Source organism: Deltaproteobacteria bacterium (assembly GCA_016210005.1).
In the GTDB taxonomy this organism is placed as follows: Bacteria; Desulfobacterota; Binatia; order HRBIN30; family JACQVA1; genus JACQVA1.
The window spans coordinates 51699-77831 of record JACQVA010000076.1; the positions used below are offsets into that span (position 1 = coordinate 51699).

Annotated in this window: 22 protein-coding genes; 6 read left to right on the forward strand and 16 right to left on the reverse strand. The window is 67.4% G+C overall.

The window, feature by feature from the left end; translation table 11 throughout:
* The first annotated feature begins 86 nt into the window (after positions 1-86).
* Positions 87-1775: a thiamine pyrophosphate-binding protein gene (locus tag HY699_07930; protein ID MBI4515729.1), complete on the forward strand. Its 1689-nt coding sequence runs from the start codon at positions 87-89 to the stop codon at positions 1773-1775.
* Between the two features lie 47 nt (positions 1776-1822).
* Positions 1823-4162: a heavy metal translocating P-type ATPase gene (locus HY699_07935; protein ID MBI4515730.1), complete on the forward strand. Its 2340-nt coding sequence runs from the start codon at positions 1823-1825 to the stop codon at positions 4160-4162.
* 27 nt (positions 4163-4189) lie between these two features.
* On the opposite strand, the gene HY699_07940 is transcribed toward HY699_07935, so the two are convergent.
* Entirely contained in the window at positions 4190-7132 is a 2943-nt protein-coding gene (locus HY699_07940) for a VCBS repeat-containing protein (GenBank protein ID MBI4515731.1), read from the reverse strand.
* Positions 7133-7424: 292 nt separating this feature from the next.
* Positions 7425-8543 (reverse strand): Gfo/Idh/MocA family oxidoreductase, encoded by a 1119-nt coding sequence (locus HY699_07945; protein MBI4515732.1) that lies wholly within the window; start codon positions 8541-8543, stop codon positions 7425-7427.
* A 95-nt stretch (positions 8544-8638) separates the two neighbouring features.
* On the opposite strand from HY699_07945, the gene HY699_07950 reads away from it, so the two are divergent.
* From HY699_07950 to HY699_07960, 3 genes are read left to right on the forward strand one after another with little or no spacing between them, the layout of a single operon-like run.
* Positions 8639-8983: a DUF488 family protein gene (locus tag HY699_07950; GenBank protein MBI4515733.1), complete on the forward strand. Its 345-nt coding sequence runs from the start codon at positions 8639-8641 to the stop codon at positions 8981-8983.
* Between the two features lie 4 nt (positions 8984-8987).
* Positions 8988-10796 (forward strand): glycosyltransferase family 39 protein, encoded by a 1809-nt coding sequence (locus HY699_07955; GenBank protein MBI4515734.1) that lies wholly within the window; start codon positions 8988-8990, stop codon positions 10794-10796.
* Positions 10797-10852: 56 nt separating this feature from the next.
* The gene (locus HY699_07960) at positions 10853-11041 is read left to right on the forward strand and encodes a hypothetical protein (protein ID MBI4515735.1); all 189 of its coding nucleotides are present in this window, start codon (positions 10853-10855) and stop codon (positions 11039-11041) included.
* Positions 11042-11056: 15 nt separating this feature from the next.
* Here the strand turns inward: HY699_07960 and HY699_07965 are convergent, their stop codons facing one another.
* Both HY699_07965 and HY699_07970 read right to left on the reverse strand, forming a co-directional pair.
* Entirely contained in the window at positions 11057-12343 is a 1287-nt protein-coding gene (locus tag HY699_07965; protein ID MBI4515736.1) for a HAMP domain-containing histidine kinase, read from the reverse strand.
* Between the two features lie 223 nt (positions 12344-12566).
* Positions 12567-13151, reverse strand: a complete 585-nt coding sequence (locus tag HY699_07970; GenBank protein ID MBI4515737.1) for a YbhB/YbcL family Raf kinase inhibitor-like protein — start codon at positions 13149-13151, stop codon at positions 12567-12569.
* A 102-nt stretch (positions 13152-13253) separates the two neighbouring features.
* On the opposite strand from HY699_07970, the gene HY699_07975 reads away from it, so the two are divergent.
* The gene (locus tag HY699_07975; protein ID MBI4515738.1) at positions 13254-14531 is read left to right on the forward strand and encodes a metallophosphoesterase; all 1278 of its coding nucleotides are present in this window, start codon (positions 13254-13256) and stop codon (positions 14529-14531) included.
* Here HY699_07975 and HY699_07980 read toward each other — a convergent pair.
* The 12 genes from HY699_07980 to HY699_08035 form a co-directional block, all read right to left on the reverse strand.
* Positions 14528-14908 carry a hypothetical protein gene (locus tag HY699_07980; GenBank protein MBI4515739.1) on the reverse strand — a complete coding sequence of 127 codons (381 nt, stop codon included), beginning with the start codon at positions 14906-14908 and terminating at the stop codon, positions 14528-14530. The genes HY699_07975 and HY699_07980 overlap by 4 nt on opposite strands.
* A gap of 9 nt (positions 14909-14917) precedes the next feature.
* The gene (locus HY699_07985; protein MBI4515740.1) at positions 14918-15184 is read right to left on the reverse strand and encodes an acyl carrier protein; all 267 of its coding nucleotides are present in this window, start codon (positions 15182-15184) and stop codon (positions 14918-14920) included.
* 114 nt (positions 15185-15298) lie between these two features.
* Positions 15299-16057: a Crp/Fnr family transcriptional regulator gene (locus tag HY699_07990; protein ID MBI4515741.1), complete on the reverse strand. Its 759-nt coding sequence runs from the start codon at positions 16055-16057 to the stop codon at positions 15299-15301.
* Positions 16058-16087: 30 nt separating this feature from the next.
* Positions 16088-17623, reverse strand: a complete 1536-nt coding sequence (gene menE, locus HY699_07995; protein MBI4515742.1) for an o-succinylbenzoate--CoA ligase — start codon at positions 17621-17623, stop codon at positions 16088-16090.
* The gene (gene menC / locus HY699_08000; GenBank protein MBI4515743.1) at positions 17620-18663 is read right to left on the reverse strand and encodes an o-succinylbenzoate synthase; all 1044 of its coding nucleotides are present in this window, start codon (positions 18661-18663) and stop codon (positions 17620-17622) included. The genes menE and menC overlap by 4 nt, the downstream gene beginning before the upstream one ends.
* A 62-nt stretch (positions 18664-18725) precedes the next feature.
* Positions 18726-19613 carry a 1,4-dihydroxy-2-naphthoate polyprenyltransferase gene (locus tag HY699_08005; protein MBI4515744.1) on the reverse strand — a complete coding sequence of 296 codons (888 nt, stop codon included), beginning with the start codon at positions 19611-19613 and terminating at the stop codon, positions 18726-18728.
* The gene (menB, locus tag HY699_08010; GenBank protein MBI4515745.1) at positions 19610-20428 is read right to left on the reverse strand and encodes a 1,4-dihydroxy-2-naphthoyl-CoA synthase; all 819 of its coding nucleotides are present in this window, start codon (positions 20426-20428) and stop codon (positions 19610-19612) included. The genes HY699_08005 and menB overlap by 4 nt, the downstream gene beginning before the upstream one ends.
* 85 nt (positions 20429-20513) lie before the next feature.
* Positions 20514-21356: a 2-succinyl-6-hydroxy-2,4-cyclohexadiene-1-carboxylate synthase gene (menH, locus tag HY699_08015; protein ID MBI4515746.1), complete on the reverse strand. Its 843-nt coding sequence runs from the start codon at positions 21354-21356 to the stop codon at positions 20514-20516.
* Positions 21356-23116 carry a 2-succinyl-5-enolpyruvyl-6-hydroxy-3-cyclohexene-1-carboxylic-acid synthase gene (gene menD / locus HY699_08020; GenBank protein ID MBI4515747.1) on the reverse strand — a complete coding sequence of 587 codons (1761 nt, stop codon included), beginning with the start codon at positions 23114-23116 and terminating at the stop codon, positions 21356-21358. The genes menH and menD overlap by 1 nt, the downstream gene beginning before the upstream one ends.
* A 4-nt stretch (positions 23117-23120) precedes the next feature.
* Positions 23121-24518, reverse strand: coding sequence for an isochorismate synthase (locus tag HY699_08025; protein ID MBI4515748.1), 1398 nt, complete (start codon positions 24516-24518; stop codon positions 23121-23123).
* A complete protein-coding gene (locus HY699_08030; protein ID MBI4515749.1) occupies positions 24515-25216 on the reverse strand; it encodes a ubiquinone/menaquinone biosynthesis methyltransferase in 702 nt (233 codons plus the stop codon). Before HY699_08030 ends, HY699_08025 begins: the two co-directional genes overlap by 4 nt.
* The gene (locus HY699_08035; GenBank protein ID MBI4515750.1) at positions 25207-25944 is read right to left on the reverse strand and encodes a MerR family transcriptional regulator; all 738 of its coding nucleotides are present in this window, start codon (positions 25942-25944) and stop codon (positions 25207-25209) included. The genes HY699_08030 and HY699_08035 overlap by 10 nt, the downstream gene beginning before the upstream one ends.
* Positions 25945-26133 lie beyond the last annotated feature (189 nt).

Sequence of the window (26133 nt, forward strand, 5' to 3'; positions counted from 1 at the left end):
ACCTGCGGGGTGGGGTCGTAATGCCGGACATGGATTGGGGCAGGTCGCTTTTTGGCTCTCCCGAGCAATCACGGAGTGAACCGAGCATGGCCATCGTCGATGGAGGAACATTGGTTGGCCGGCTGTTGCGCGAGCAGGGAGTGCAGTACCTGTTCGCGATCAACGGCGGGCACACCTTTCCGATTCTCGCCAGCTTGCGCGAGCACGGTATCAAGCTGATTCACATGCGTCACGAGCAGGCCTGCGCCTACGCCGCCGACGCCTATGCCCGCAGCAGTGGGCGGCCCGGGGTTTGTAGTGTCACGGCTGGCTGCGGTTTGACCAACGCCGTCACCGGCCTTTGCGCCGCCGGCCTGGCCGGCAGTGCCGTGGTGTGCATCGCCGGACAGCACCCGACCACGGAGGATTACCTCGGCTCGTTTCAGGAAGCCTACGGCTCGGAGGTGTGCCGCTCCTTCTCCAAGTTCGTCAAGCGGGTAGTCGACTGGAGCACAATCGGTGTCGATTTGCGCCAGGCATTCCGCGAGGCGACGACGCCACCACAGGGGCCGGCACTGATCGAGATTCCCACTAACATCCTTTATCACGGCGACGACGAGACGCGGCAGCGCACGGGTGCCACGGTCTATGACCCGGCCGAGCTGCGCGCGCAGGGCGACCCGGCCAAGATCGAGCGCGCGCTGGCGCTGCTACTGGAAGCCGAGCGGCCGCTGCTGGCTTGCGGTGACGGGATTTTTTGGTCTCAGGCAGCTCCCGAGCTGCGCGAGTTCGCTGCGCTGGCGCACATTCCGACCTACGCGCGGCGAGCGGGCCAGGGGGCGATGCCCGAGGATGATCCGCTGGCGGTGCGCGGCGCCTGGAAGAAGCCGTTCACCAGCCGCGCCGATGTGGTGCTGGCGCTCGGCTTCAAGTTCTGGAGCGGCGAGCACTTCGGCGAGCCGCCGACATGGAACGGCCAGGCCACCTATATCCAGGTCGACGCGGTACCGGCGCGCATTGGCTGGCACGTGCCGGCGGCGGTGGCGATCGTCGGTGATCCCAAATTGGTACTGCGCCAGCTGATCGACACGGCCAAGCGCCTGCGGCTGGACTTCTCGCGCCGGCGCGACTCGCCGTGGCTGAAGGAAGTCGCCGAGGTGCGCGCCAATTACGAGCGCACGATTGCGCTGAACGAGAATGCCGTGCGCAAGCAGATCCCCGTGCACGCCGATGTTCTTGCCCGCGCGCTTTGCACCGTGCTGGATAAGGATGCCACGTTGGTGCTCGATTCATTCACCATGAGTGGCTGGCTGTCGCAATGGTTTCAGGCGCGCTTTCCGGGCCAAATCGTCGATGCCGGCCCGCTGGCGCCGGTGGGGCACGGCGTCGGCATGGCGATCGGCGCACAGCTGGCGCGGCCGGGCAAACAGGTGGTGGTGGTCAGCGGCGATGGCGGCTTGGGCATCGGCGGCTGGGACATCGAAACCGCGCTGCGCTACGGCCTGCCGATTCATACCGTGCTGTGGAACAACAGCTCATGGGGGCCGGGCTTCGAAGAGATGCCGCTGCTCAAGGGTCGCACCGACCCGTTCAACATGCTGCCGAACATCCGTTACGATCAGATGTTCGCGATCATGGGCTGTCACGCCGAGTACGTCGAGCAGCCGGCCGAGATCGTCCCAGCGCTGGAGCGCGCCTTCAGCTCCGGCACCGCCTCGCTCATCAACGTGATCGGCGACAAGCGCGTCGGACATCCACGACTCGGAGGCAACCTCTTGGGCTCGACCCAGGCATGAGGCGCCGGGCACAGCGGAAGAACACTAGCTAGGAGGCGGCTGCACGGATGAGGACCAGCCAGCACAGTGATAAGGCGACCGCACCGGAGCCCCGCGATCCCGTCTGCGGCATGAGCGTTGATCCGGCCGCGCCAAGAGGGGGCTCGTGGACATACGAGCGCCAGACCTACTACTTCTGCAATCCGAAGTGCCGCGAGAAGTTCCGGCTGGCACCGGAGCAGTATCTAAAGCCGCCGGCAGCGAAGGCCGCCGCGCCGGATGAGCAAACGCGGGACAGCCTGTACACCTGCCCGATGCATCCCGAGGTGCGCCAGGTCGGCCCGGGCTCGTGCCCCGATTGCGGCATGGCGTTGGAACCGCTCGAACTGTCGGCCGACGAAGGGCCGAATCCCGAGCTGATAGACATGAGCCGCCGCTTCTGGATCAGCCTGGTACTGGCAGCTCCGGTCTTTGTGCTCGGCATGTCGGACATGATTCCAGGGCAACCGTTGCTACACGCGCTCGGCCGCGGGGTCACCTGGATTCAGTTCGTCCTGGCAACGCCAGTGGTGTTGTGGGCGGGGTGGCCGTTCTTCGAGCGCGGCTGGGCCTCGGTGGTCAGCCGGCGGTTGAACATGTTCACCCTGATCGCGCTCGGAACGGGCACGGCGTACGCCTATAGCGCCGTGGCGGCCGTGCTGCCGGACATCTTCCCGGATTCTTTTCGTGGCCACGGCGGTGCCGTTCCGCTGTATTTCGAGAGTGCCGCGGTGATCACGACGCTCGTGCTGATGGGACAGGTGCTGGAGCTGCGTGCACGCGGCCGGACCAGCAGCGCCATCCGTGCCCTGCTGGGTCTGGCTCCGAAGACTGCGCGCGTAATCCGAAACAACGGGCTGGACGAGGACATCGCTTTGGAACTGGTACGAGTGGGCGACCGCCTGCGGGTGCGCCCGGGTGAGAGGGTACCGGTGGACGGGGTGGTGCTGGAGGGGAGCAGCGCGGTCGATGAGTCGATGATCACGGGCGAAGCGATGCCGGTGAACAAGGGGCCGGGTGATCGGGTGACCGGCGCGACAGTCAACGGCACCGGCAGTTTGGTCATGGGTGCCGAGCGTGTCGGCGCCGGAACTTTGCTGGCGCAGATCGTGCGCATGGTCGGCGAGGCGCAGCGCAGCCGCGCGCCGATCCAGCGCCTGGCGGACGTGGTGGCGGGATACTTCGTGCCGGTGGTGGTGGCGAGCGCGGCGATTACCTTCGTGACCTGGGCACTGGTGGGCCCGGCGCCCCGGATGGCATACGCGCTGCTCAATGCCGTGGCGGTGTTGATCATCGCGTGTCCGTGCGCGCTCGGGCTGGCTACGCCGATGTCGATCATGGTGGGCACGGGGCGCGGGGCTACGGCCGGTGTCCTGATCAAACACGCCGAAGCGCTCGAGCTGATGGAGAGGATCGATACGTTGCTGGTCGACAAGACCGGAACGCTGACCGAGGGCCGCCCGCAGCTGACCGCGGTGACCGCGGTGGGGCAGTGGAGCGAAATGGAAGTGCTGCGGTTGGCCGCCAGCCTGGAGCGCGGCAGCGAGCATCCGTTGGCCGACGCCATTGTCGGCGGCGCCACCCGACATCAGCTCGATCTCGTCAGCCCGGCGCAGGTTCAGACATTTCCGGGTAAGGGCATCACCGGGAGTGTGCGCGGGCGGCTGGTGGCTCTGGGCAACCCCTCGCTGTTTGAGCAGCTGGGCGTGGATCTGGGCGAGCTGCGCCGGGCCGGCGACGGTTTCCAGCGCAGTGCCCAGATCGCAATGTTCGTGGCCATCGATGGTCAGCCGGCCGGCTTGCTGAGCGTCGCTGACCCGGTGAAAGCGACGACGCCAGCGGCGATCGCCGCGCTGCAACGCGACGGAATTCGAATCGTCATGCTGAGTGGAGACAGCCGCGTCACGGCGGAAGCGGTGGCGCACCAGCTCGGCATTACCGAGGTCGAGGCGGAGGTGCTGCCGGAACAGAAGGCGGCCATCGTCAGACGGCTGCAGGCCGCCGGCCGGATGGTGGCCATGTCCGGCGACGGCATCAATGACGCACCCGCGTTAGCACAAGCCCACGTCGGCATTGCCATGGGCACGGGCACGGACGTGGCCATGGCGAGCGCGGGCATCACGCTGGTGCAGGGCGACTTGCGCGCCCTGGCCAACGCCCGCCGGCTCAGCCGCGCCACCATGCGCAATATCCGCCAGAACTTGTTCTTCGCCTTCTTCTACAATGCCGTCAGCGTACCGCTGGCGGCGGGGGCGCTCTATCCGATATTCGGCCTGCTGCTGAGCCCGATGATCGCCAGTGCAGCGATGAGCTTCAGCTCACTGTCCGTAATCAGCAACGCACTGCGACTGCGGCGGCTGCCACTGTAAGCCGCCCGTACTTACGCGGCGGAGGGGTTACGGCGGCGGGGTCTCTGTCGGCGTCGCCGTCGGCGTCTCGGTGGGAGTGTCGGTAGGGGTCTCTGTGGGTGTGTCGGTTGGCGTTTCAGTAGGCGTGTCGGTCGGCGTCGCCGTCGGCGTGTCAGTTGGAGTGGCGGTGGGCGTTTCCGTGGGCGTTGCGGTTGGCGTTTCAGTGGGCGTGTGAGTTGGGGTATCGGTTGGCGTCGCCGTCGGTGTCTCGGTCGGGGTGTCGGTGGGGGTTGCCGTAGGCGTGTCGGTCGGCGTCGCCGTCGGCGTCTCCGTTGGTGTATCAGTCGGAGTGGCCGTGGGAGTTTCCGTGGGCGTTGCGGTTGGTGTTTCAGTGGGCGTGTGAGTTGGGGTGTCGGTCGGAGTAGCCGTCGGTGTCTCGGTCGGAGTGTCAGTGGGGGTGGCCGTGGGCGTGTCGGTCGGCGTCTCCGTTGGCGTGTCAGTCGGAGTGTCAGTCGGGGTGGCGGTGGGCGTTTCCGTGGGCGTTGCGGTTGGCGTTTCAGTAGGCGTGTGAGTTGGGGTGTCGGTCGGAGTAGCCGTCGGTGTCTCGGTCGGGGTGTCGGTGGGGGTTGCCGTGGGCGTGTCGGTCGGCGTCGCCGTCGGCGTCTCCGTTGGTGTGTCAGTCGGAGTGGCCGTGGGAGTTTCCGTGGGCGTTGCGGTTGCTGTTTCAGTGGGCGTGTGAGTTGGGGTGTCGGTTGGCGTCGCCGTCGGTGTCTCGGTCGGGGTTGCCGTAGGCGTGTCGGTCGGCGTTACCGTCGGTGTTTCCGTTGGTGTGTCAGTCGGAGTGGCGGTGGGTGTCTCCGTCGGCGTATCCGTCGGCGTGTAAGTCGGCGTGACGGTCGGTGTATCGGTTGGCGTTGCCGTTGGCGTATCGGTGGGGGTCACCGTAGGAGTGTCGGTCGGGGTCGCCGTCGGTGTCTCAGTCGGGGTCGACGTCGGTGTTCTGGTCGGCGTGTCGGTGGGTGTAGCAGTCGGTGTGTCAGTGGGGGTCGCGCTCGGCGTCGCCGTGGGAGTACTGGTCGGCGAGGCAGTCGGGGTCACCGTCGGTGTTGCGGTCGGCGTCGCCGAGGGTGTTGCTGTCGGGGTGGCCGTCGGTGTCGGCGTTGGTGTGAACGTTGGTGTCGGCGTCGGCGTGGGAGTTCTCACCGCCGGTGGGAAACACCCGTTGAGGGCGACGTTTACCGCCAAGATCAGTTCGTCGACGGTGACCGAGGAGTCGTTGTTAGCATCGAACGGCAGGCAGGCAGTCAGCGACAGGTTGCCGAGGGCGATGTTCACGCCTCTTACCAACTCATCGACCGTGATCTGGCCGTCGAAGGTGCAGTCGCCCGGGCAGGAAACCGCGACAGCGCCATCGACCACGTGTGCTAACAGCGGATCGCCCGCCGGGTCGCTGACCGCGAGGCCAGAGCCAACCAAGGGATGGGTGCCGGTCGCTGCGTCGTCGTGGATGGCCACATCGCAGCTATACAGGACCGACCCGTCGGGGATGGGGTCAACGTTATCGAGTGCCACAACGACCGCCCGCATCTGCGTGCAGTCGACCCCAGCGGTACAGCCGGCTGGAAGCAAGCGGAACGTACTCGCGGTCTTGTCGATCAGCGGGTTAACAGTGCAACTGAGAATCGGCACGGACAAGTCGAACGTAATATCGTTCTGAACTGAGGCGACCTGGATGTTCCTCGCCTTCAGCACGACGTCGATCGCGGGTTGCTTGCCCCAGTCGCCGAACGCGGAGCCGAGCGCGACCACAGCGCCCGGCTGGCTCACGAAAGGCTGTACGGTGAAGTCTGGAGTCGTCCCCACGACCACATCCGGCAACCCATCTCCGGTGAAGTCACCCACCGCGGCGCCAAGCGGAAGTGGACCGATGGGAAGAACCGGGCCATCCGAGAACCCGCCGGTCCCGTCGCCGACAAACGTTCGCAGCGCCCCCCCCGGGGGCACGTCGGGATTGCTGGTGACGCTGACGACGATGTCGGTGTCGCCATCGTCATCAAAATCAGCACCGACAACTCCGCGCGCGAAACAAGGCGGCCGCGACGCGTCCGCAGGCATTGGGCAGGTCGCGAATGATCTCAAGGTAAACGAACCGTTCCCGCGGCCGAGGAGCAGGCTAACCTCCGAGCCTTCTTCGTTCGAGAATGTGTTCGCCGTTGCTATATCGAGTCGAGTGTCGTTGTCGAAGTCGGCCAGAGATAGCCCCTCGGCACCTTTGCCAACCACGAAACTCCCAACAGGGGAAAAACCCCGGCTACCCGCGTTTGTGCCGAGCAGGACGCTGACAGTGCGACCGCCGACCCCTGGAGTTTCGCTAAGCACTGCCAAGTCCGGCAGACTGTCGCTATTGAAATCGGCAGCAGCAACTGCGCCCGGGTCGCTCACCGTGAACTCGCTGCCAGCGGTGAACACGCCGGTGCCATCATTTATTAAGATGACGACTCGATCGCCACGGCTGTCAGTAACGGCCAAGTCCTGTCCGGCTAAGCCGTCGAACTCACCGATGGCCACTCCTTGCGGATAACCGCCCACGTCAACTAACTCGGGGTCGCCAAACGTGGCGTCACCACTACCCAACAAGATCCACACGCCAGCGGAACCCTGATCGGCAACTACAAGGTCCGCAAGCGTATCCCCGTTGACATCCCCCGCAGCCAGGCCTCGCAACTGGCTGCCAAAGCTCCACGCACTGCTCGTGCCAAACGTGCCGGCGCTGCTGCCTAGCAGGACCGTAACGCGCTTCTCCTGCGGGCTACCAACGGCCAAATCCGCAATGCCGTCGCCGTCGAAGTCCGACACTACCAGAAATTCCGGCTGGCGCCCCACCGGCACGCTCGGAGCGGGCTGCAGAAAGATCTGCGCGTTGGCGGTGTCCACCCACAACAGCACGAGCATGGCCATCCACGCGATTCGGGTAGTGTACTGTGTACCCATACGGCGAAGGCATCGGTTACCAAAAAGCCCTGAAGCGTGTCAAACGAAGAATGCGGAGCCACGTCGCGTATTTCCTTTGACATATGCTGGGAGTTGTGACCCCGCAGCCGGGAACGCAGTGGTCGGGCGTGGCAGGGAGAAGCGCGCTGCCGCCGTACCGTCAGAACTGTCAGAAACCTACTGCCGCGGGCACCGGCCAGCTGCGTCGCCGAAAGAGCGCCGCCCTGCCGGTGAACTGGATTCGCAAGGGTAATAGTGACCTCACCGAGGAAGCGGATCCTGCTCCAAGCCACTAGTCGGGAACAGGCAGCAGTGCTCGGGTGTGCGGCCCGACTTCGTCGAGGCGGACTTCGCGCCCGGTGCGGGCAGCGAGGTTGGCGGCGAGGGCGAAGCGCAGGGTTTCGCTCGCCTCGTGCGCGTCTTGGGCCGGTTGGCGTCCCTCGATCAGAGCATCGATAAAGTCGTGCCCGCCGAGGCGAAAGCTCTCGGCCCAGTCCGTGGGAATGTCGTGCCAGGCGCGGGTTTCGCCGTCGCGGTAGAGGACGAGCGCGGGCTCGTCGAGCAGGAAGCCGGTGCAGCGGTTGATCCAGATGATGCCCTCGCTGCCGTGAATCTCCATGCGGTCGTCGCTGGCGTAGTAGTGCGAGCGCACACGCATGCCGATGGAGGCGATGACTTCCCAACTACCGAACTTGGGTACGCCGGCGTACTTCCAGCTGATCAGGGCGGGGCCGTCATAGAAAGCGTCGTCGCCGAAGCGGTTGACGTGAATCCAGGCGTGCACCCGTTCGACCGCTTCGGGAATGAAAAAGCGGCCCATGTTGTAGCAATGGTACCCGTGGTCGAAGCAGGTCGGTCCGCCGCCGCACAGCTCCGGGTTCATGCGCCAGCGCTGCGCGCTGGTGGGCACCCGCCAACCGTCATCCAGGCGGCCGGCGGCAGTCTTGATGCGCACCGACAGCGGCGTGCCGATCACGCCCTCGTCGACCAGTTCCTTGGCCTTCACATGCGGCGGGTAATACATGAAGTTCTCCAGCACCCGCAGCGTGCGTCCGGCCGTCTTGGCCGCCTCGGCGATGTCGTCGAGTTCGGCCAGGGTGAGCGTCGGCGGTTTTTGCAGCGACACGTGCTTACCGGCTTGCAGTGCGGCCACCGCGGCGTCGCGGTGCAGGTGATGGGGCAAGGCGATCTCGACCGCGTTCACGTCGGCATCGCCCAGGAGCTCTGTGATCTCGGTATACACCTTGCGCGCCCGCCACTGCTGCGCGCGGCTTGCGGCCAGCGCCGCGTCACGGTCGCAGACGGCAAAGATCTCGGCGTGGGGGTGATCGAGATAGCCCAGCGCCTGCAGGCCACTGATCTGGCCGCAGCCGATGAATCCCACCCGGACTCGCTCTACTGGTGTGTGCATAGCGCCCTCCGCCGCGGCTATATAGCACGTTCGCCGGTCACGGCCTGGCCCCCGGGCTTGGCACGAACGCTTTCGCCGTGCCATATGGTCGGAGCATGGTGCAGACGAAATCGGTATACGAGCCGCGAGCGGCCGGCGACGGGCAACGCCTGCTGGTGATGCGATACTGGCCGCGCGGCGTGCGCAAGGATCACGTCGATGCTTGGCAGCGCGAGCTGGCGCCCAGCGTGGCGTTGATCAAGGCCTACAAAGCAGCCGCGTTGCCCTGGGGCGATTTCGCGCGCCGCTACCGCACCGAGATGAAGGCGCAAGCGGCGGCGATTGCGGAGCTGCGGCAAGCCGCGCGCCGCCGCACCATCACGCTGCTCTGCGGCTGCGCGCAGGAGACCCGCTGCCATCGCGAGCTGCTGCGCAAGCTGGTGACCGCGGCCCGCGCCTAACCCTGTGAACAGCGCGGGCGATCAGGGCGGCTCCGCCGGCGCAACCCGCGGAGCCGAGGCAGCGGCGCTGCTGGCGCTGGCGGTGCTGTTCGCACTGTTGCTGCGGCTGACCTGGCACGCCTGGGGCGACATCGTGGTGGACTGCGGGCGCGACGCCTACCTGGCGCTGCGCCTGGCCGATGGCGATGTCTTGTACCGCGAGGTGACATCGCAGTACCCGCCGCTCGCGCCCTATTTGAACGCCCTGCTGCTGCGCGCGTTCGGCGTGCACCTGAACGTCTTCTACGGCAGCGGCATGGTCAGCACCGTTGTGATCACCTTGCTGTGTTATCGCTTGTGCCGCCGGGCGCTGGCGGTGCCGGCGGCGGCGGCCAGCGCGGGTTTATTGTTGTTCAGCTGCGGCTTTGGGCCGTTCTTGTACAATTACATCTTGCCGGCGAGTTATTCCGGGCTCTACGGCCTTGTCAGCGGGCTGCTGACGCTACTCTGCCTGCTGCGGGCTTGGGAGCAGCGCGGGCCGCGGCCACTGCTGCTGGCGGGAACGTTCGCGGGCCTGGCTTGGCTGTGCAAACTGGAATCGGGCTTGGCAGCCACGGCGGCCTGCGCCGCTTTCTGCGTTGCTCGCCATGGCGTGCGGCGCGCAGCCTGGCGCGAGCTAGGCGCGGAGGTGCTGCGGGTCGTCGGCCCGACGGCCGTGGTTATCGCCGCCTGTGCGCTGTGGCTGGCGAGTGACGGGGTGTTGGCCGCGGCATGGTTTGACAACATCTTCCCAGTTGCGCGGATGCAGTACTGGAATGAGCGCTTCTTTCACACGCGGGCGCCAACCGGGAGCGTGCTGGCCACCGTGTTTCTTGAAGGAGCTTGGTCTTTCGCGACCGTCAGTGCCGCGTTGGCAGTGCTCGGCGGCCTGCTCCTCCTCGCCCGCAGGCGGGCGGCCCGCGTCCTGCTCGTGCTTGCGCTTGGGCTGGCACTGCGCTGGGAGCCGCTGCGCCAAGCGCTGGCGGCGACGGGCGTGACCGGCTTGCACTGGGGACCCTTGCTGGCACTTGGCAGCGTAGCCTGGGGCTTGCTCCAGGTACGTCGCCCGCAGGCTGCGCCAGGCGTCTTGCTGGTGCTGTTGCTGGGGGCTTTCACCCTCGGCCTGTCGGCGCGTTGGGGCTTCCTGGTGCACGAATACTCGCGCGAATACTCGACGCCGACGTTGATCTTGCTCAGCGGCATCGCCATCGCAGGCATAGCGGCGCGGCTCCTGCCGGCGCTGGCGCTCCGGCTGCGGCGTAGCGCAGGCGCCGGCGTGGCGGCGTGGACTGCGGCAGTATTCATCACCTTGTACGGCCTGGCTATCCGCGCCCAGGTCCTCAACCTCTACGCGCTGCGCACCTACCCAGTGCGAACGGCTCGCGGCGAGATCTACACACAACCCCGCCTGGGACGGGTGTTCAGCGCCAGCTTGGGGCGCTTGCAACAACTGCCTGACGAAGCCGAGTTGTTCGTCATCCCCGAGGAGGGATTTCTCAATTTCCTCTCCGGCCGGCGCTCGCGCGTGCGTTACTCGACGTTGATTCCGGGGATGTTGCTCGGGGTCGCCGAGGAGGAACGCTTCATCGCGGAGCTCGCGGCCGATGGCCCGGAGTATCTGATCCTGAGCGAGCGGCGCTACACGGAATTCGGCGTGCACGGGTTTGCCACCTACAATCCCGTGGTGGCACGCTGGCTCACGCGCAATTATGCGGCGGTCGACAGCTTCTACGAAGGCGGCTACGGCCTGCAAATCCTTCGCCGCGGCGGCCGCCGCCTACCGGCGCTGCACTGAGGGAAGCGGATCTTCGAGCTTGTGCAGTCGCGATCGCCGCCATATCCTGAGCGGCGATGGCGACCCTACTGAAGTGGGCCCTCGAGCATCCGGTGGCAGCCGCGGCGCTGGCAGTGGCGGTGCTCGCCGTCGGCTACTTCGTGCTCAATCACAAACCGGCGCTAGTCAAAGATGCCGAGCGCCGGGTCAAAGAAATGCGCGGGAAGAGCCAGGATCGCTACAATCAGCTGCGGCCACCGAGGTGAGCCAGGGATCAACGCTCAGGCGGCGTGCACCGCTGCCGCATCGTGCAAGGCTACAGCCGCCGGAGTGGACTCGTGGTCGCGCTGCTCGGGTTCGCTCCCGGGTAACCACACAGTGAAGGTGGCACCCCCGCCCAGGACGCTGTGCACGTGTACCGAACCGCCGTGGGCACTGACGATGTTCTTGACGATGAACAGACCGAGCCCGGTGCCCGGTGAGTGGCGCCCACTCTGTAGGCGCTCGAATTTGTCGAAGATCGTGCCCTGTTCGCCGGGTTCGATGCCGGGCCCTGAATCAGTGATGTCCAGACACACTCCGTGGTCAGCGATGCGGGTGCGAACGCGAACGTGGCCGCCTTTGGGCGTGTACTTGACGGCGTTGCCGAGCAGGTTAGCCACCACCCGCCCGAGATGCATCATGTCACCGGTGATCGGCGGCAGGGTCGGGTCGATGTCTCTTTCGATGCTGATACCTTTGGCGGCGGCTTGCGTGCCCTCCACTTGCAAGGTGTCGCTCACCACCTCGTTGAATTGCAGCGGGGTGCGCTGCAAGCGCAGCCGCCCGGCCTCGATGCGCGAGGCGTCGAGGCAGTTGGTCACCAGCGACGTCACCCGGCGCAGGTTGGCGTGGAGGCGGGCGGTGAAATCGCGCTGCTTGTCGGACAGTGCTCCGCAATCACCCTCGAGCAGCAGCAGCGCGTAGTTCTCGGCGTTGCTCAGCGGGCCGCGAAGATCGTGGCTGATCGATGCCAGTAGTTCGGTCTTGGCCTGTTCCAGCGCTCGGGCCTCGGCAGCCTCACGGCGGCGGCCGCGCAACGCGGTCACGAAATAGCCGTAGAACAGTGCGACGACGAACAGGAACAACATGCGTAAGAAAGCCTCGGAGGTCAGGGCGTTGACGCCGGTGGCGTGACTCAGCCCCCAGCCGTAGAGTGCGGTGATGACACCCGCGGTGCCGACGATCATCGGCAGCGACTCGCCTAGCGCGGCGACGAACAGCACCAGGAAGTACAGCATGAAGAAGTCGTCCGAGAGCTGCGGCGACCACGCTAGGCTCACCGTCACCCAAGAGGTGTCGAACAGCACCAGCGCCATGTCGAATGCGCGCGATTCCCACCACCGTTGCGGCAAGTGGTTGAGGACGACGTTCGAGCCCAGCACCAGGGCAACGAAGAGCGCGCGACCGAGATCGACATCCGGTCCACTCGGTCCGAACAACAACAGATAGGCCGAGGCGATGATCAGCACCCAGCGGAGCAATACCACCGTGTAGCGCTTGTCCTGACCCGAAATTACTTCTGGCATCCCAGCACCTTCCCGAGCCCAGATGGCTCGCAGAGCACGTGAGCAAGGCAGGTGCCACGAGAACGGTCGGGTCACACGCCCACGACCTACGGTTGCGGCGGTGTCGAGCCGGTGCCGTTAACGGCTCAACCCGCAGATTCGCAACGCGCGTCCGAAACGCGCCACACGATGGCGAGATGACATGCGATATGCGCTGCCTGCGGCTCTGCGCACGACGGCGGTATCAGCGGCCGTATTGCCCGATCAACTCGGCTTTGCCCAACTTGTGCCGGTTGATCGCCTGCATCACCGCCGTCTTGGTGGCGGCCGGCGGCAGATCGAGCGGCGCGGCGAGGGCGTAGAGCGTGAAGACGAAGCGATGGAGCGGATCACCCCGTGGCGGGCAGGGGCCTTGGTAGAACGGGTTACGGAAATCGTTGCGCCCCTGCTTGCTGCCGTCGGGCAGCTCTTCGCTCCTGGCTACCCCCTCGGACAGCGAGGTCTGACTGGCCGGAATGTCGTACAGTACCCAGTAGACATAACTCCCGGTCGGGGTATCGGGATCGTCAACCACCAGCGCGAAAGCCTTGGTGGCACTGGGCGAATCCCGCCACACCAGGGCTGGCGACACACCGGCGTTGGTGTCGGCGGCGTGGCGCTCGCGCGCGGTCGCGGAGCCGTCGCAGGTGTGCTTTTGCGGGATGGTTCCGCCCGGCTCGAAAGCGGGGCTGCTGAGCGTGAAGGCTGCTGCCTGACCGGCGAGCCCGGCGAAGCCGGTGATGGCGGTGATGGCGGCCAGGCGCCGGGCGCGAGAGCAAGTCAGATTCATTATCTACGTTACCAAGGCTGCGGTCTGAACTCGAATGGTCGAGCGCGGCCTCGACGGCGCGGATAGTGGCACGAAGCGGCTTGGTACGCTAGTGTTCGGCGCATGTTGTTGGCATCGGTTCAGCGGCTGGCGGCGCGCTGGCAGCGGGCGTGTACCGAGTTCTTTTTCGCTCGCTTCTTCGCTCTCCTGCTGGCGGTGGTCAGCCTGGCGCAGTGGGCGTGCGGGGCGTGGTTGTCGAGCAGCCTAGGATGGCCGCTGCCGTTGCCACTACAGCTGGTCGGACCGCTGGCGGTCTATACCGTGAACCGCAAGTTGATCGGCACGATGCGGGGCCAACGCGATGGCCGAGGCTGGCGATTCAGCTGCTTGCGCGCCTACGCTGCGGTCGCGTTCACCTCGTTGTTCTGTGCCGCGTTTCTGGCCGCCAGCGCAACGGCGTGGGGCGGCTTGCGGCTGGCGCTCGGCGCACTGACGGTTGAAGCCGGTACGCTGCAAGCCGCGGCCGCCAGCTCCACCATTGACGGAATCTTCCACTGGGTATCGGCGGCCGGAGTCAGCACGATCGCAGCGGCCTTCGCCTATGGTTACACCATCGGGCAGCGCCGGCTCAGCCTTACACACATGCGCCTGCCACTGGCTTACGCGCCAGCGCTACACGGGCTGCGCATCGCCCACATCAGCGACCTTCACATCGGGCAAAATCTCTCGCAGCCGCGCTTACGAAAGTTCGTGCAGCGTATCAACGCTCTGCGCCCCGACCTGATTTGCATCACCGGCGACATCGCCGACGGGGTGAGCGCCGATCTGCCGGTGTACTTGCCGTTGCTGGGGGAGCTACGGGCCCGTTTCGGCGTCTTTGCCATCCTCGGTAACCACGACCACTACGCCGGCGCTGACCGGGTCGAGGCCGGCCTCCGCCAATACACCGCGTTCACGGTGCTGCGCGATGCGCTGGCGGTGGTGGACATCGCCGGTGTGCGGTTGCACGTGGTGGGCTTGGACGATATCGGTCGAGACTGGGCGCGCGGCGTGCACCGGCATGCCGGCCTGGCGCGCTTGCAGGCGCGGCTGCCCACCGGCGAGCCCGTGCTACTGCTCTGTCACCGGCCGGAAGCCTTCAGCCATGCTGCCGCCTTGGGAATCCCGCTCACCCTCGCCGGCCACACCCACGGCGGGCAACTGGCGCTGCCGTGGTTCGATGGCCGCCGTCACGGGCTGTCGCGGTTCATCACGCCGTTCGATCAAGGAGTGTACCAGAAAGACGGCTGCTACCTCTACGTAACCCGCGGGTTGGGGGTCACGGGGCAGCGTATCCGGCTCTTCGCCACGCGCGAGATCACGCTGATCGAGGTGGCGGCCGAATCGCGCGCAGCGGCTTAGCGCGGCCGGCCTGGCGCCGCCGCGCTCGCATCCAGACAGCACCGGCGCAATTGCCCCGCCAGTTCCGCCCACTCGTCGCATAGCGCCCGTGGCACCGGGCCGTGCAGGGTGCGCTCCCAGTATTCGCCTTGCGGCGGGCCGCTGATGACCTGCTGGGTGATGTGCGCCGCCGCAGCGACGGTGGCGGCAGCGCCAAGGCGGCGCAAGCGCGGCGCCACGTGCGTCTCCTGCACGTGGGCGAGAATCTCGCGCAGCCGCAGCCGCAGCCGGTGCTCGGCCGTCAACCGGTCCCAGTCCATCGGCCACACCTCGTCCACCAGCGGCCACAGGTACTCGTCGAAGTTGTGCGCCTGAGCGGCGCCAGTGCTCTCGCTCATCACCCCTCCTCACATGCGACGGCGGGCGCTGAGCGCCGTCAGCTGGCGGAGCTTCTCTTCCAGCACCTCGGCCGCCTGTCCCACCGTGCGGATGCGATCCAGCTCCGCATCGTCAATCGCTACGCCCAGGCGGTCTTCCACCGCAATGGCAATCTCGGCCACGTCGAGCGAGTCGGCGCCGAGATCGTCGGCGAAGTTGGTGGCCGCCGACACTTCATCCTCGTCCACGCCCAGATGCTCCGAAATCAACTCGGCCAGAGTTTGCATTGCGTTCATGCTCCCGGTGCTACCTCCGCAACCTTGGTGTGCGGCGCACGATAGCGAGCCGATCGTCTCCTCGTCCACCACCTGATGTGCTCTTCAGCACACCGGCGGCCGATTTTCCCCGACTCAGGCGAGCTGCCGCGAGGGCAGCCGCAGCAGATCGGATTGGACGAGCAGATCGAAGTCGGGATTGTGCTCTCGCTCGAAGAAGGCGGAGGTGAGGAACACCTTGCGGCCGGCGCGGGCCACCAGGCCGTTGCGCTCGAAGCTCTTCATCACCCGCGCGACGTTGGCGCGCGAGGCGATGGCGAACTCGGCCAAGTCGGCGTGGGTCAGCGGCACATCGATGATGACACCGTCATCCTGTTCGCGCCCGAAGTCGCGAGCGAGAACGCCAAGCTCACGCTTGAGCCGCTCCTCCAGCCGCAAGCCGAGCAGCGAGCACTTCTCATGCAGCAGCCGGCTGAGAGCGCGCCAGCTGTACGACATTATCCGCATCACTGATTGTGGCGGAGCGCTGGCGATTAGTACCGCCATCATCTCGCTGGTGACCATGGCGACGGTGCAATCGGTAAAGGCACTGGCACCGAACAGGCGCGGCCGACCGCGCTCGGCGTACCAGTTGAGGCCAAAGAACTGCCCCGGCCGCACCAGCTGCACGCCGACCATGCCGTTACCCGCCGGGCAGGTGACTTTGACGGCACCGGAAACCAGGAAGTTCACCAGGTCGGCGGCGTCGTCGGTGGTGAAGATCTCCTGGCCCTTGCGCCAGCGCCCGAGTTGCGCCCGCCGCACCAGCTCGGCCACCGCCACATCGGTGAGCCCCATGCGCCGCCCGGTTTCGGCAATCAACAGCCGAAACTGCTCTTTCGGTACGCTCAGCATCGCCTGCCTGCTCGCGACTGCCACACTAGGTCAGCCCCCGACAGAGAAGTCAAGGTGCAAACCGCCGGCCGGCGCGGCGCCTGCCAACTGCGCACGCACTCGCCCGCGCATGATCTTGCCCGCGGCGGTGCGTGGAAAATCCTCGACCAATAACACCCGGCGCGGCACCTTGAAGCCGGCGAGCAGCCGCCGCGCGGCGGCTTGCAGCGCGGCCGCGGTGAGCGCAGCGCCCGGGCGCAGCCGGACGCAGGCGGTCACCGCCTCGCCCCAGCGCGGATCGGGCACGCCCACGACACAGACCTCGGCGACCGCCGGGTGCGCCTGCAGTGCGGCTTCGATTTCCGCCGGATGGATGTTCTCGCCGCCGGAGATGATCAGCTCATCGCGCCGTCCGATAACGTAGAGAAAGCCCTCGGCATCGAAACAACCAAGATCCCCGGTGTGCAACCAACCCTCGGCGTCGGTGGTGGCACGCCCGTCGAGATATGCCCTAGTGATTGTCGGTCCACGGATGGTGATTTCACCGACGGCCTCCCGTCCCAGCCCTGTGCGCACGCCGGCCAGCGCCACTTCGGTGGCGAGCAACGGTTGTCCGGCTGAGCCCAGCTTGCGCAGCGCATCGCCCGGGGCCAGGGCGGTAACTTGTGAGGCGGCCTCGGTTAGCCCGTAGGTTTGTATGACCGGCACGCCGCACGCCGCACAGTCCTCCAGCAACGGGCGGGGAGCCGGCCCGCCGCCGAGCAGTACGCAGCGCAGCCACGGCGGATACGGCCGAGGACCGCGTGCCGCCAGCATCCGCTGCAGCATATTGGCGACCACGGAGATGATCGTCACGCGCTCGGCCTCGATGCTGTAGTTGACCCGTTCGGGATCAAAGCCGTCGTGGATTACCGCGGTGGTACCGTAGATCACGCTGCGCAACAGGATCGACAAGCCGCCGACGTGGCAGAACGGCAGACACGCCAACCAGCGATCGTCGCGCTGCAAGCCGAGGTTGAAGGCCGAGGCGGTCGCGCTCCAGTAATGGTTGCCGTAGGTCAGCAGCACCCCTTTGGCGGTACCGCTGCTGCCCGAAGTGAAGATGATGCTGTGCACCGAGGCCAGATCGTGGCGGGCATCGCCGGTGTCGTCCGCTGGAATGATGGCGTCGAGCGCACCGTCGCCGGCGATCGCGTCACCGCCGCAGCAAAGGCGCCGGGGGGTGGGCTCGATTTGGGCGGCGAGTTCGCGCGTGCCGTGATCGTAGACGAGCAGCTCTGCCCCCGCCCCTTCGCACTGCTGGCGCAGCTCGTGCGGCGTCAAGCGGCGGTCGAGCGGCACCAGCACCGCCCCCAACCGCGCCAGCCCGTGCATGATTTCAGCGAAGGCCGCGCCGCCACGCAGCAACACGGCGACGCGGCTGCCCCGAGTCACGCCCAGGCGAGCCAGCCGCCCAGCCGTCAGCCGGGCGCGCCGGGCAAGGACGCCGTAAGTCATCACCTCGGCACCGGCGACAATCGCGGGCTGATCCGGGCAAGCGCGGCCGCGGTGATCGAGCCAGTTGGGGATCGGGGCCGATGCACTCATCGCTGGCAGCTCTCCCTGCCCCACCGGGTGAGTCTTGAGTGACTCACTGTCACACCGAGTCCGACACCGGGCGGAAGCCGGAGGTGGCCGCCGGCGGCCAGCAGCGGGACGGCGGTCAGATCGCCGGCCAGCAGTTCCGCAGTGGCAAGCCCGCAGTGGCGCAGGGGCTCCGGCAGCGTAGCCGCCAGGTGCAACGCCGCAGCGACGCCTATGCTGCTGTCGAACGCCGAGGTGACAACGACATCGAGACCACAGGCGCGCGCCGTCCGCGCCATCTCCGCCGCCTTTCGCAATCCCACCAGCGCCGGCTTCAAGATAATCACATCCGCGGCCGCGGCCGCGGCAATGGCACGGATCGCGGCACTGTCGCCGGCACTCTCGTCCGCCGCAATCGCCAGCGGAACCACCGCCCGCACCGCCGCCAGGCCGGCAATGTCCGCCACCGGCTGCTCGACGTAGTCGATGCCGTAGGGCGCCAGGCGCGGCAGGGCGGCGATTGCTTCGTCCACAGTCCAGCTGGCGTTGCAGTCGAGCCGCAGCAACATTGCGTCACCGACCGCGGCGCGGATGGCGGCCAGCCGCGCCACTTCGTCGTCCACCTTGCTGCCGGCGATCTTGAGCTTGAGGCAAGACAAGCCGCTGGCCGCGGCGGCGCGGGCGGCCGCGGCCGCGGCCTCCGGTTGGCGCTGCGCGAGCGTAGCATTGACCGGCACGCGCCGCCGGCGCACGCGGCCGAGCACTGCTGCCAGTGGCAGACCCGCGGCACGCGCGTGCAGATCGTACCCGGCCATCTCCAAGCCCGCGAGTGCAACCGGCGAGGGCAACGCATCAGCGATCTCCAGCAGGCGGTCGATCGGCCACGAGGCCGCTGCGCACAAGGCCTCCTGCGCCCCGGCGATCGCGCACACGGCCTCGGCCAGGGCTCCGGCGCCAGCGGCGGGATGCGGAGCCACCTCGCCGATGCCCACCAGTCCGTTGTCGGCATGCAAGCGCAGCAGCAACCCCACGCGCTCACTCACCATACCCGCGCCGGTGTGCATGGGCTGGCGCATAGGGAGGCGGAAACCGATTGCGTCGAGGCGAATCACGCGCATGGTAACCGCTAGCGCAACAAGCCGAGGGCGAAGAGAACGCCGAAGGCCAGATGCAAGCGGGCGGTGTTGACCAGTGCGGCATTGAATCCCGGCGCGCTGCCGCAGGTGGCTAGCTGCCACCCCAACCGCACGGCCCACGGCAGGCTCAACCACGGCAGCAGCGCCCAGGCCGAGGCGGCTCCCATGGCGCACAGCGCGGGCGGCACCGCGTACGCGAGACCGAGCAAGGCCAAATACTCTAGCCGGCCAGCGCGCGCTCCAAGACGCACCGCCAGTGTGCGTTTGCCGGCGCGGCGATCGCCATCGCAATCGCGCACGTTGTTCACCACCAGAATGGCCGTGGCCAACGCGCCCAGCGGGACCGCCGCCAGCCAGACCGCGAGGGCACTGCCGCCGCTCTGCACGTAGTAAGTGCCGGCAACGGCGGCGAGGCCGAAAAAGGCGAAGACGAAAGGATCACCGAAACCGTGGTAAGCCAGCGGCCACGGGCCCGCGGTGTAGGCCACGCCGGCGGCGATCGCACCGGCGCCGAGCAGCAGAATCGGCCAGCCTGAACGAGCCACCAACCAGACGCCGATGACCGTGGCCGCACTGAAGGCCAGCGCCGCTGCCGACTTTACCTCACCCGCAGTGAGCAAGCCGCCGGCAGTGACCCGCAGCGGCCCTTGGCGCGCAGCATCGTCGGCGCCACGCTCGCAATCGGCAACGTCGTTCACCAGATTGGTGCCGATCTGAATCAGTACCGCGGCCACCAATGCGGCCAGCGCGGCGCCCAGGTGGCCGCCGCCGTCACGCCACGCCAGCGCGCTGCCCACCAGCACCGGCGCCACCGCCGCGCTCAAGGTCGCCGGCCGAATCGCCAGCAGCCACACCTGCAAGCGAGTCGCGGGCTTCATGGCAGGCGCGCAAAACCCGAGAAGTCGGGCGCACGCTTTTCGACAAAAGCGTTGCGCCCCTCCTGCGCCTCTTTCGACATGTAGTAGAGAAGAGTGGCGTTGCCGGCCAATTCCTGAATCCCCGCCAGCCCATCGGTGTCGGCGTTGAAGGCCGCCTTGAGACAGCGCAGCGCCAGCGGGCTGTTGGCGAGCATCTCCCGGCACCACTGCACGGTCTCGGCTTCGAGCCGGGCTAGCGGCACCACGGTGTTCACCAGACCCATAGCCAGTGCCTCCTGCGCGTCGTACTTGCGGCAGAGATACCAGATCTCGCGCGCCTTCTTCTGGCCGACTATGCGCGCCATGTAACCGGCGCCGTAGCCGCCGTCGAAGCTGCCGACGCGTGGCCCGGTCTGCCCGAACACCGCGTTGTCGGCGGCGATGGTCAGGTCGCAAACCAAGTGCAATACGTGCCCGCCGCCGATGGCGTAGCCGGCCACCATGGCGACCACCGGCTTGGGCAAGGTGCGAATCTGGCGCTGGAGATCGAGCACGTTCAGACGCGGCACACCGTCATCGCCGACATAGCCGGCTTGGCCGCGAACGCGCTGGTCGCCGCCGGAGCAAAAAGCCTGGGTGCCCGCGCCGGTGAGAATGACGACGCCGACGCCACCGTCCTCACGCGCGGCGGCAAAGGCGTCCGATAGTTCGAACAACGTCTGCGGCCGGAAGGCGTTGCGTACCTCCGGCCGATTGATGGTGATCTTGCCGATACCCTCCGCCGCCTCGTAGCGGATGTCGCTGTAACTGCGACACGCTTTCCATTCGATGGTCATGAATACTCCTTTTCACGTTTCGATCTGATGGACTTGAATCGGGGTTAGCCGCCCAGGCACCTGCCCAGTTTCGAGGCGTCCGTGCTCATCCGCGTTCATCGGCGGCCTCCGGGGAGTTGCCTGGTTGCAGGAATGCGATGACGTGCCGGTTGAAAGCCGCTGGGTTCTCGAGGTGTGTGGTGTGGCCGGCTTCGGGGATCACCGCCACTCGCGCCCGTGGCATGTGGGCCGCCATGGCTTGGGCGATCGCACGGAACTTGTCGTCCTCGGCGCCGGCGACCAGTAGGGTCGGCGCTGAGATCTCTGCCAGGTGATGCCATAGCGGCGGTTGCACGCCGGTGCCTAAGCCTCGCAAGCAGTTGGCCAAGCCGATCGGGTCGTTGCCCAGGCGCGCGGCCCGCGCCGCCGCCAGCGCGGCCGGTCCGAGCCGGGCTTGGGAGGCGAACAGCGGCTGCTGCGTCCAAGCATTGACAAACGCCTCGAGGCCGTCGCGTTCCAGACGCCGGGCGAGTTCGTCATCGGCGGCGGCGCGCGCGCGGCGCGCGGCGGCATCGGCCAGCCCCGGCGAAGCACCTTCGAGCACGAGGCGCTGCACGCGCCCGGGATGCGCGGCGGCGAACGCCAGCGCCACGCGCCCGCCCATCGAGTAGCCGAGCCAGTGTGCACTGTCGATGCGCAGCCGATCCAACAGGCGAGCTAGGTCTTCAATGCAGCGCTCCATGCGGTAGCGCGCGGGGTTGGCCGGCACGTCGGAGCAGCCGTGGCCGAGCAAGTCGATGGCGATGGTCAGGAAGCTCCGCCGCAGACACTCGCTTTGCCGCGCCCAGCCGGCAGCGCTGCCAGTGAAGCCGTGGAGCAAAAGCAGGGGCGTGCCGCTGCCGGCCAACTCGACGTTCAACGACACCTCGCCCACCGCCAGCCGGGCCATCAGTGTGCTCCTGTGGCCAGAGCACGGCTGGCCGCCGCCCATAGCTGGCGATGCAGCACGACGTTGCGCGCGCGACTCACCGCCGGCACCTCAATCACCGTGGTGCGGGGCGCGCCGATGGCGGCAGCGGCGGCGGCACGAAAGTGCTCCCAGGACTCGACCCGCACAAACGCCGCTCCGTACATCTCGACCGCGCCGCGAAAGTCGAGCCCGTGCGGTGTGGCGAAGAACTCCTCGAAGCCGGGATCGCATTCGGCCTGCGGCAGAAAGGAGAAGATACCGCCGCCGTCGTTGTTGAGCACGATGATGGTGGCACGAACGCCGTGACGCTTGACCGCCAGCAGGCCGTTGAGATCGTGATAGAAGCCGAGGTCGCCGGTGACTATCACTACCGGTGTGTCGCCGACCGCGGCTGCCCCCAGCGCGCTCGAAACGAAGCCGTCGATGCCGTTGGCGCCGCGGTTGCCGAAGAAGCGCACCCGCCGCCGGCCGCTCGGCCAGAATGATTCGAGATCACGCACCGGCATGCTGCTGCCGGTGTAGAGCCAGGCGCCGTCGGGCATGAGCGCAGCCAACTCGGAAAACACTTTACCTTCAAACAGCTCGGCCATGGTGGACAGCTGCGCAGCAATCGCCGCCGCGGCCCGGCGATTCGCTTCCAACCACGACGCGCACCAACTGCGGTCGCGTGGCGCTGCCGGCAGGCACCGGCCCAGCGCTCGGCACAGTGCCTGCGGATCAGTTCGCACGATGTCGGTGGCCGACAGCGCGGGGTCGTACCAGACACCGATCGGATCAACGACAATCTGGCGTGCGCCCAGATGCCGCTGGGCGTACTGCGAGAACGCCTTCGATGTCGGCATGGGCCCGAAGCGCAGCACCACCTCGGGAGCCATCTGCGCGGCAAACGCGGCGTCGCGTAGCAACGCATCATACGTCGGCACCACCAGCCCCGTGTCATGCGCGCCGCTGCGCAGCTGCGACAGCGGGTCAGCTAGAATCGGATAGCCAAGCTGGCGAGCGAGACCGGCAATGGCCGTGGCGGTTGCTTCATCCGCATCGAAGGGGCCGCAGGCGATCAGGCCACGAGCCGTGCCCGCAAGCGCCTGGGCGATCCCGGCGACCGTCTCGGGCGCGGCGTGCAGCTCGGGTTGAGGCATTCGGGTCTGCGGCCGACCTGGCGGCGTCGCCGCCGTTGCTGGTGTCGCAGTGTCACAAGCCCAGGCCTGCGGTACCAGCGGCTCACGAAAAGGGAAATTGATGTGCACGGGGCCCTGCGGCAAGGTGCACGCGGCGGCGACGGCACGGCCGGCCAGTGCGCGGAAGTAGCGCGCCCCGGCCTCACCACCGGCAGCTTCAGCGAACCATTTTACCTGCGAGCCGTACAATTTGAGCTGGTCGATGGTTTGCGGCGCTCCGCAATCACGCAGCTCCGCTGGACGGTCGGCGGTAAGCACCAGCAGCGGCACGTGCGCGTATGCGGCCTCGATCACCGCCGGCAGGAAATTGGCCGCAGCCGTCCCCGAGGTGCAGACAATGGCCACGGGCCGCCGCGTGGCCTTGGCGATTCCGAGTGCAAAGAAGGCCGCCGAGCGCTCGTCGATGTGTGACCAGGCGCGCAGCCCGGGGCGCGCCGCGAGCACCAGCGCCAGCGGCGTCGAGCGCGCCCCCGGGCAGACACAGCCGTGCTGCACCCCCGTGCGCTGCAGTTCGTCAACAAAGGCCTCGACCGCTGCGTAGACCGGATCGCTTTGGTACATCGAATCACACTTCCAGCAGCGCCGCGAGCAGCGGCTGCAGCTTGAGCTCGGTCTCGGCCAATTCGGCGTCAGGATCGGAACCGGCGACAATGCCGGCGCCGGCGAACAGCGCGGCGCGATCACCGCGCACCAACGCCGAGCGCAAGGCGACGGCAAACTCGCCTTCCTGGCGGGCATTGATCCAGCCGATCGGGCCGGCGTACCAACCACGGTTGAACGCCTCACGGTCTGTCAGCAGCGCCAGCGCAGCCGCGCGCGGGTAACCGGCGACGGCCGGAGTGGGATGCAGCCGCTCGACCAGTTCCAGCACGCTGCACTGCGCGCGTAGAGTGCCGCTGATCGGGGTGAACAGGTGCTGGAGATTTTCCAGCGCCAGCACCTGCGGCGCGGCGGGAACGGTGAGCGAATCGCACAGCGGAGTCAGGGCCGCCGCAATCGCGCGCACCACCAGCGCGTGCTCGTGTCGTTCCTTGCCGTTGTCGAGCAGCGCGCGGTCGAGTGCGGAAGAGACGCCGCGGGCGCTGGTCCCAGCCAGCGCCGCACTGCACACCACGCCATCCGCCAGACGCACCAGCCGCTCGGGCGTGGCCCCGAGAAAGCTTCCGTTGGGCGTGGCGATCCAGAACGTGGTGCAGTTCGGATGGGCCTGACGCAGGCGAGCAACGATGCGCGCGCTCTCGAAGGCACGGGTCGAGCGCAGCCTGTAGTCGCGCGCCAGTACCAGCTTGTCCAGCCGGCCGGAGGCGATGTCGGCGATGGTGGCGCCCGCGGCGGCGCGCCAAGCAGCGGGCGATTGGGCCGCCGCGGCGGCGCACTCCGGCGGCGACGACGCCAAGCGTGAACCCATCGGAGCAGCCGCCGCAAACCGCAGCTTGGCGTAGCGCGCCTCAATCTGGCCAACGATGTCTTCGAGTCCGTGCGCGCCCTCGACCAGCAGATTGACGGTCAGGGTCGCCGACTGGCCCTGCTGGAGCACACTGATCTGCGGCAACACCATGCGGCCGGGTGGAAACCCGTGCCAGTCTTCGTCCGGCGGCGGTTCCGGTGCGAAGGAAAAACCGCCGGTGACAATAGGGCCGGCCGCCGCGGCCTCGCCCCCGATCACGGCTTCGTGCACCAGCTCGGCCCACGCCGCCGCAATCGTGCGGAAGCGATTGCTGCCGGTGGCGCGGAAATCGGCGGCGACGCCGGCCGCCGCGAGCGCAAACTGCTCGGCCGGGTGCTGCCAGAGAAATCCATACGGCGGCGAGGACTCACCGCCGGCCGCGACCAGGGCGAGCACATCCTCGGGCGCGGCGATGGCGTGTGAGATGCTCAGCAGCACTGGTTGCGCGCTGCGGCGCGCGCGCCGCAGTGCGCACGCCGCCCATTCTCGGCGGGCGGCTGGCGACGGCTTGATCATGATCTCTCGGCGATGATCAGCTGGGCAATGCCGAGGCTGAGCCGGTGTTTGGCAACGCGTTCAAAGCCTGCCCGCGTCACCAGCTCGAGCAATGCGCGCTCGGGCGGCAGATAGGCGGTGGAGCGCGGCAGGTAGGCGTAAGCGGCGCGCTCGGCCAGTAGCGCGCCGAGCAGCGGCACGATGCGGCGGAAGTAAACCGCGTGACCCCAGCGCTGCCAGCGGCCGGTGGGCTCGTCGACTTCCAGTAGCGCCAATCGTCCGCCCCGCACCAGCACCCGCGCGGCCTCGGCCAATACGCCCGGAATCGAGACGAAGTTGCGCAGCGCAAAGGCGCTGCTGACCACGGTGGCCGAGGCGGTGGCCAATGGCAGCGCGGCCGCATCCGCCCGCACCAGCGGCGCGTCGGAGAGCCGGGCGCGCGCCGCCGCTAGCATGCGGGCGGCAAAGTCGAGCCCGACCACGCGCGCGCCGGCGGCCGCCGCCAGCTCGCACAGGTCACCGGTGCCGCAGCCGAGATCAACAATGATATCGCTATGCCCCACCCGCGCCCGCTGCAACAGCAGACGGCGCCAGCGTTGATCGAGTCGAAAGGTGAAGAGGCGATTCATGCGGTCGTAGTGCGGGGCGATGCGATCGAACATCGCCTCTACCACCGCCGCTTTCTCTTCCGGAGGCGGCAGCTGCTGCGCTAACGCCACGTTACCTCCAAGCGTCCGGAGTCAACCACCGCCTGAGCCGCCTCCAGCACGTCGCCCTCGCCGCGTTGTCGCAGGCGCTCCAGGGCGTGGTTGAGCAGCGTGCGCTGGAAGTGCAGGGCTACCAGCGTGGTCACTGCCGGCAGCAAGCGGCGGAAGATGTCGGCGATCTCGGGGCCGCTGCGGCCGGCCTTGCGCACGAAGCCGTCGAACAAGGCGACGGCGCGCTCGACGACGGCGTCAACCCCTTTGGCGTGGCGGATGGACAGCCGTAACAGCTCGTCGAGCGGAAACCCGTGCCGTAGGATCTCCATGCCGGCCTCGGCCAGCTGCACATCCGCCTCGCCATAGCGCGGCTCGCCGCCGGCTTGCACCGGCTGCAGCAGGCCCGCGCTCTCCACCGCCAGCAGCAGCGCCTCGGGCACCCCGCTGCGAGCGGCGACCTCGGCGCGAGTGAACGAGCGCTCGCCGCCGCGATCGGCCACGGCCCGTAACAGCGCCGCCGCGCGCGAAGGCGAGCCGCCCGCCAATAGCCGTTTGATCACCGCCAGCGACAAGCCTTGCGACTGATAGCGGCGAATCTGCTTGAGCCGCGCCAGGTGCTCGGGGCGGTACACCGCTTCGCGCCGGACGCGCTTCGGCGCCGGCAGCAGCCCCTTGGCTTGGTAAAAGCGAATCGTGTCCACCCGCACCCCTGCCGCTCCCGCCAATTCCTCCACCCGGTATTCCATGAGTAATTACTCTAAGAGTAATTACTCGCAACGTCAAGCATGCCGGCCGAGGGGCATCGCTTAAGGGTGTGCGACAAATCTGTGGGTAACGTGCAGCCGACCGGGCAAAACCTCACCAGTCTGACAGTACTGTGTACTGTCAGGCCGAGGCCCATGGCCGAAAGGGACGCCCTTTGTCATCTTCCAGGC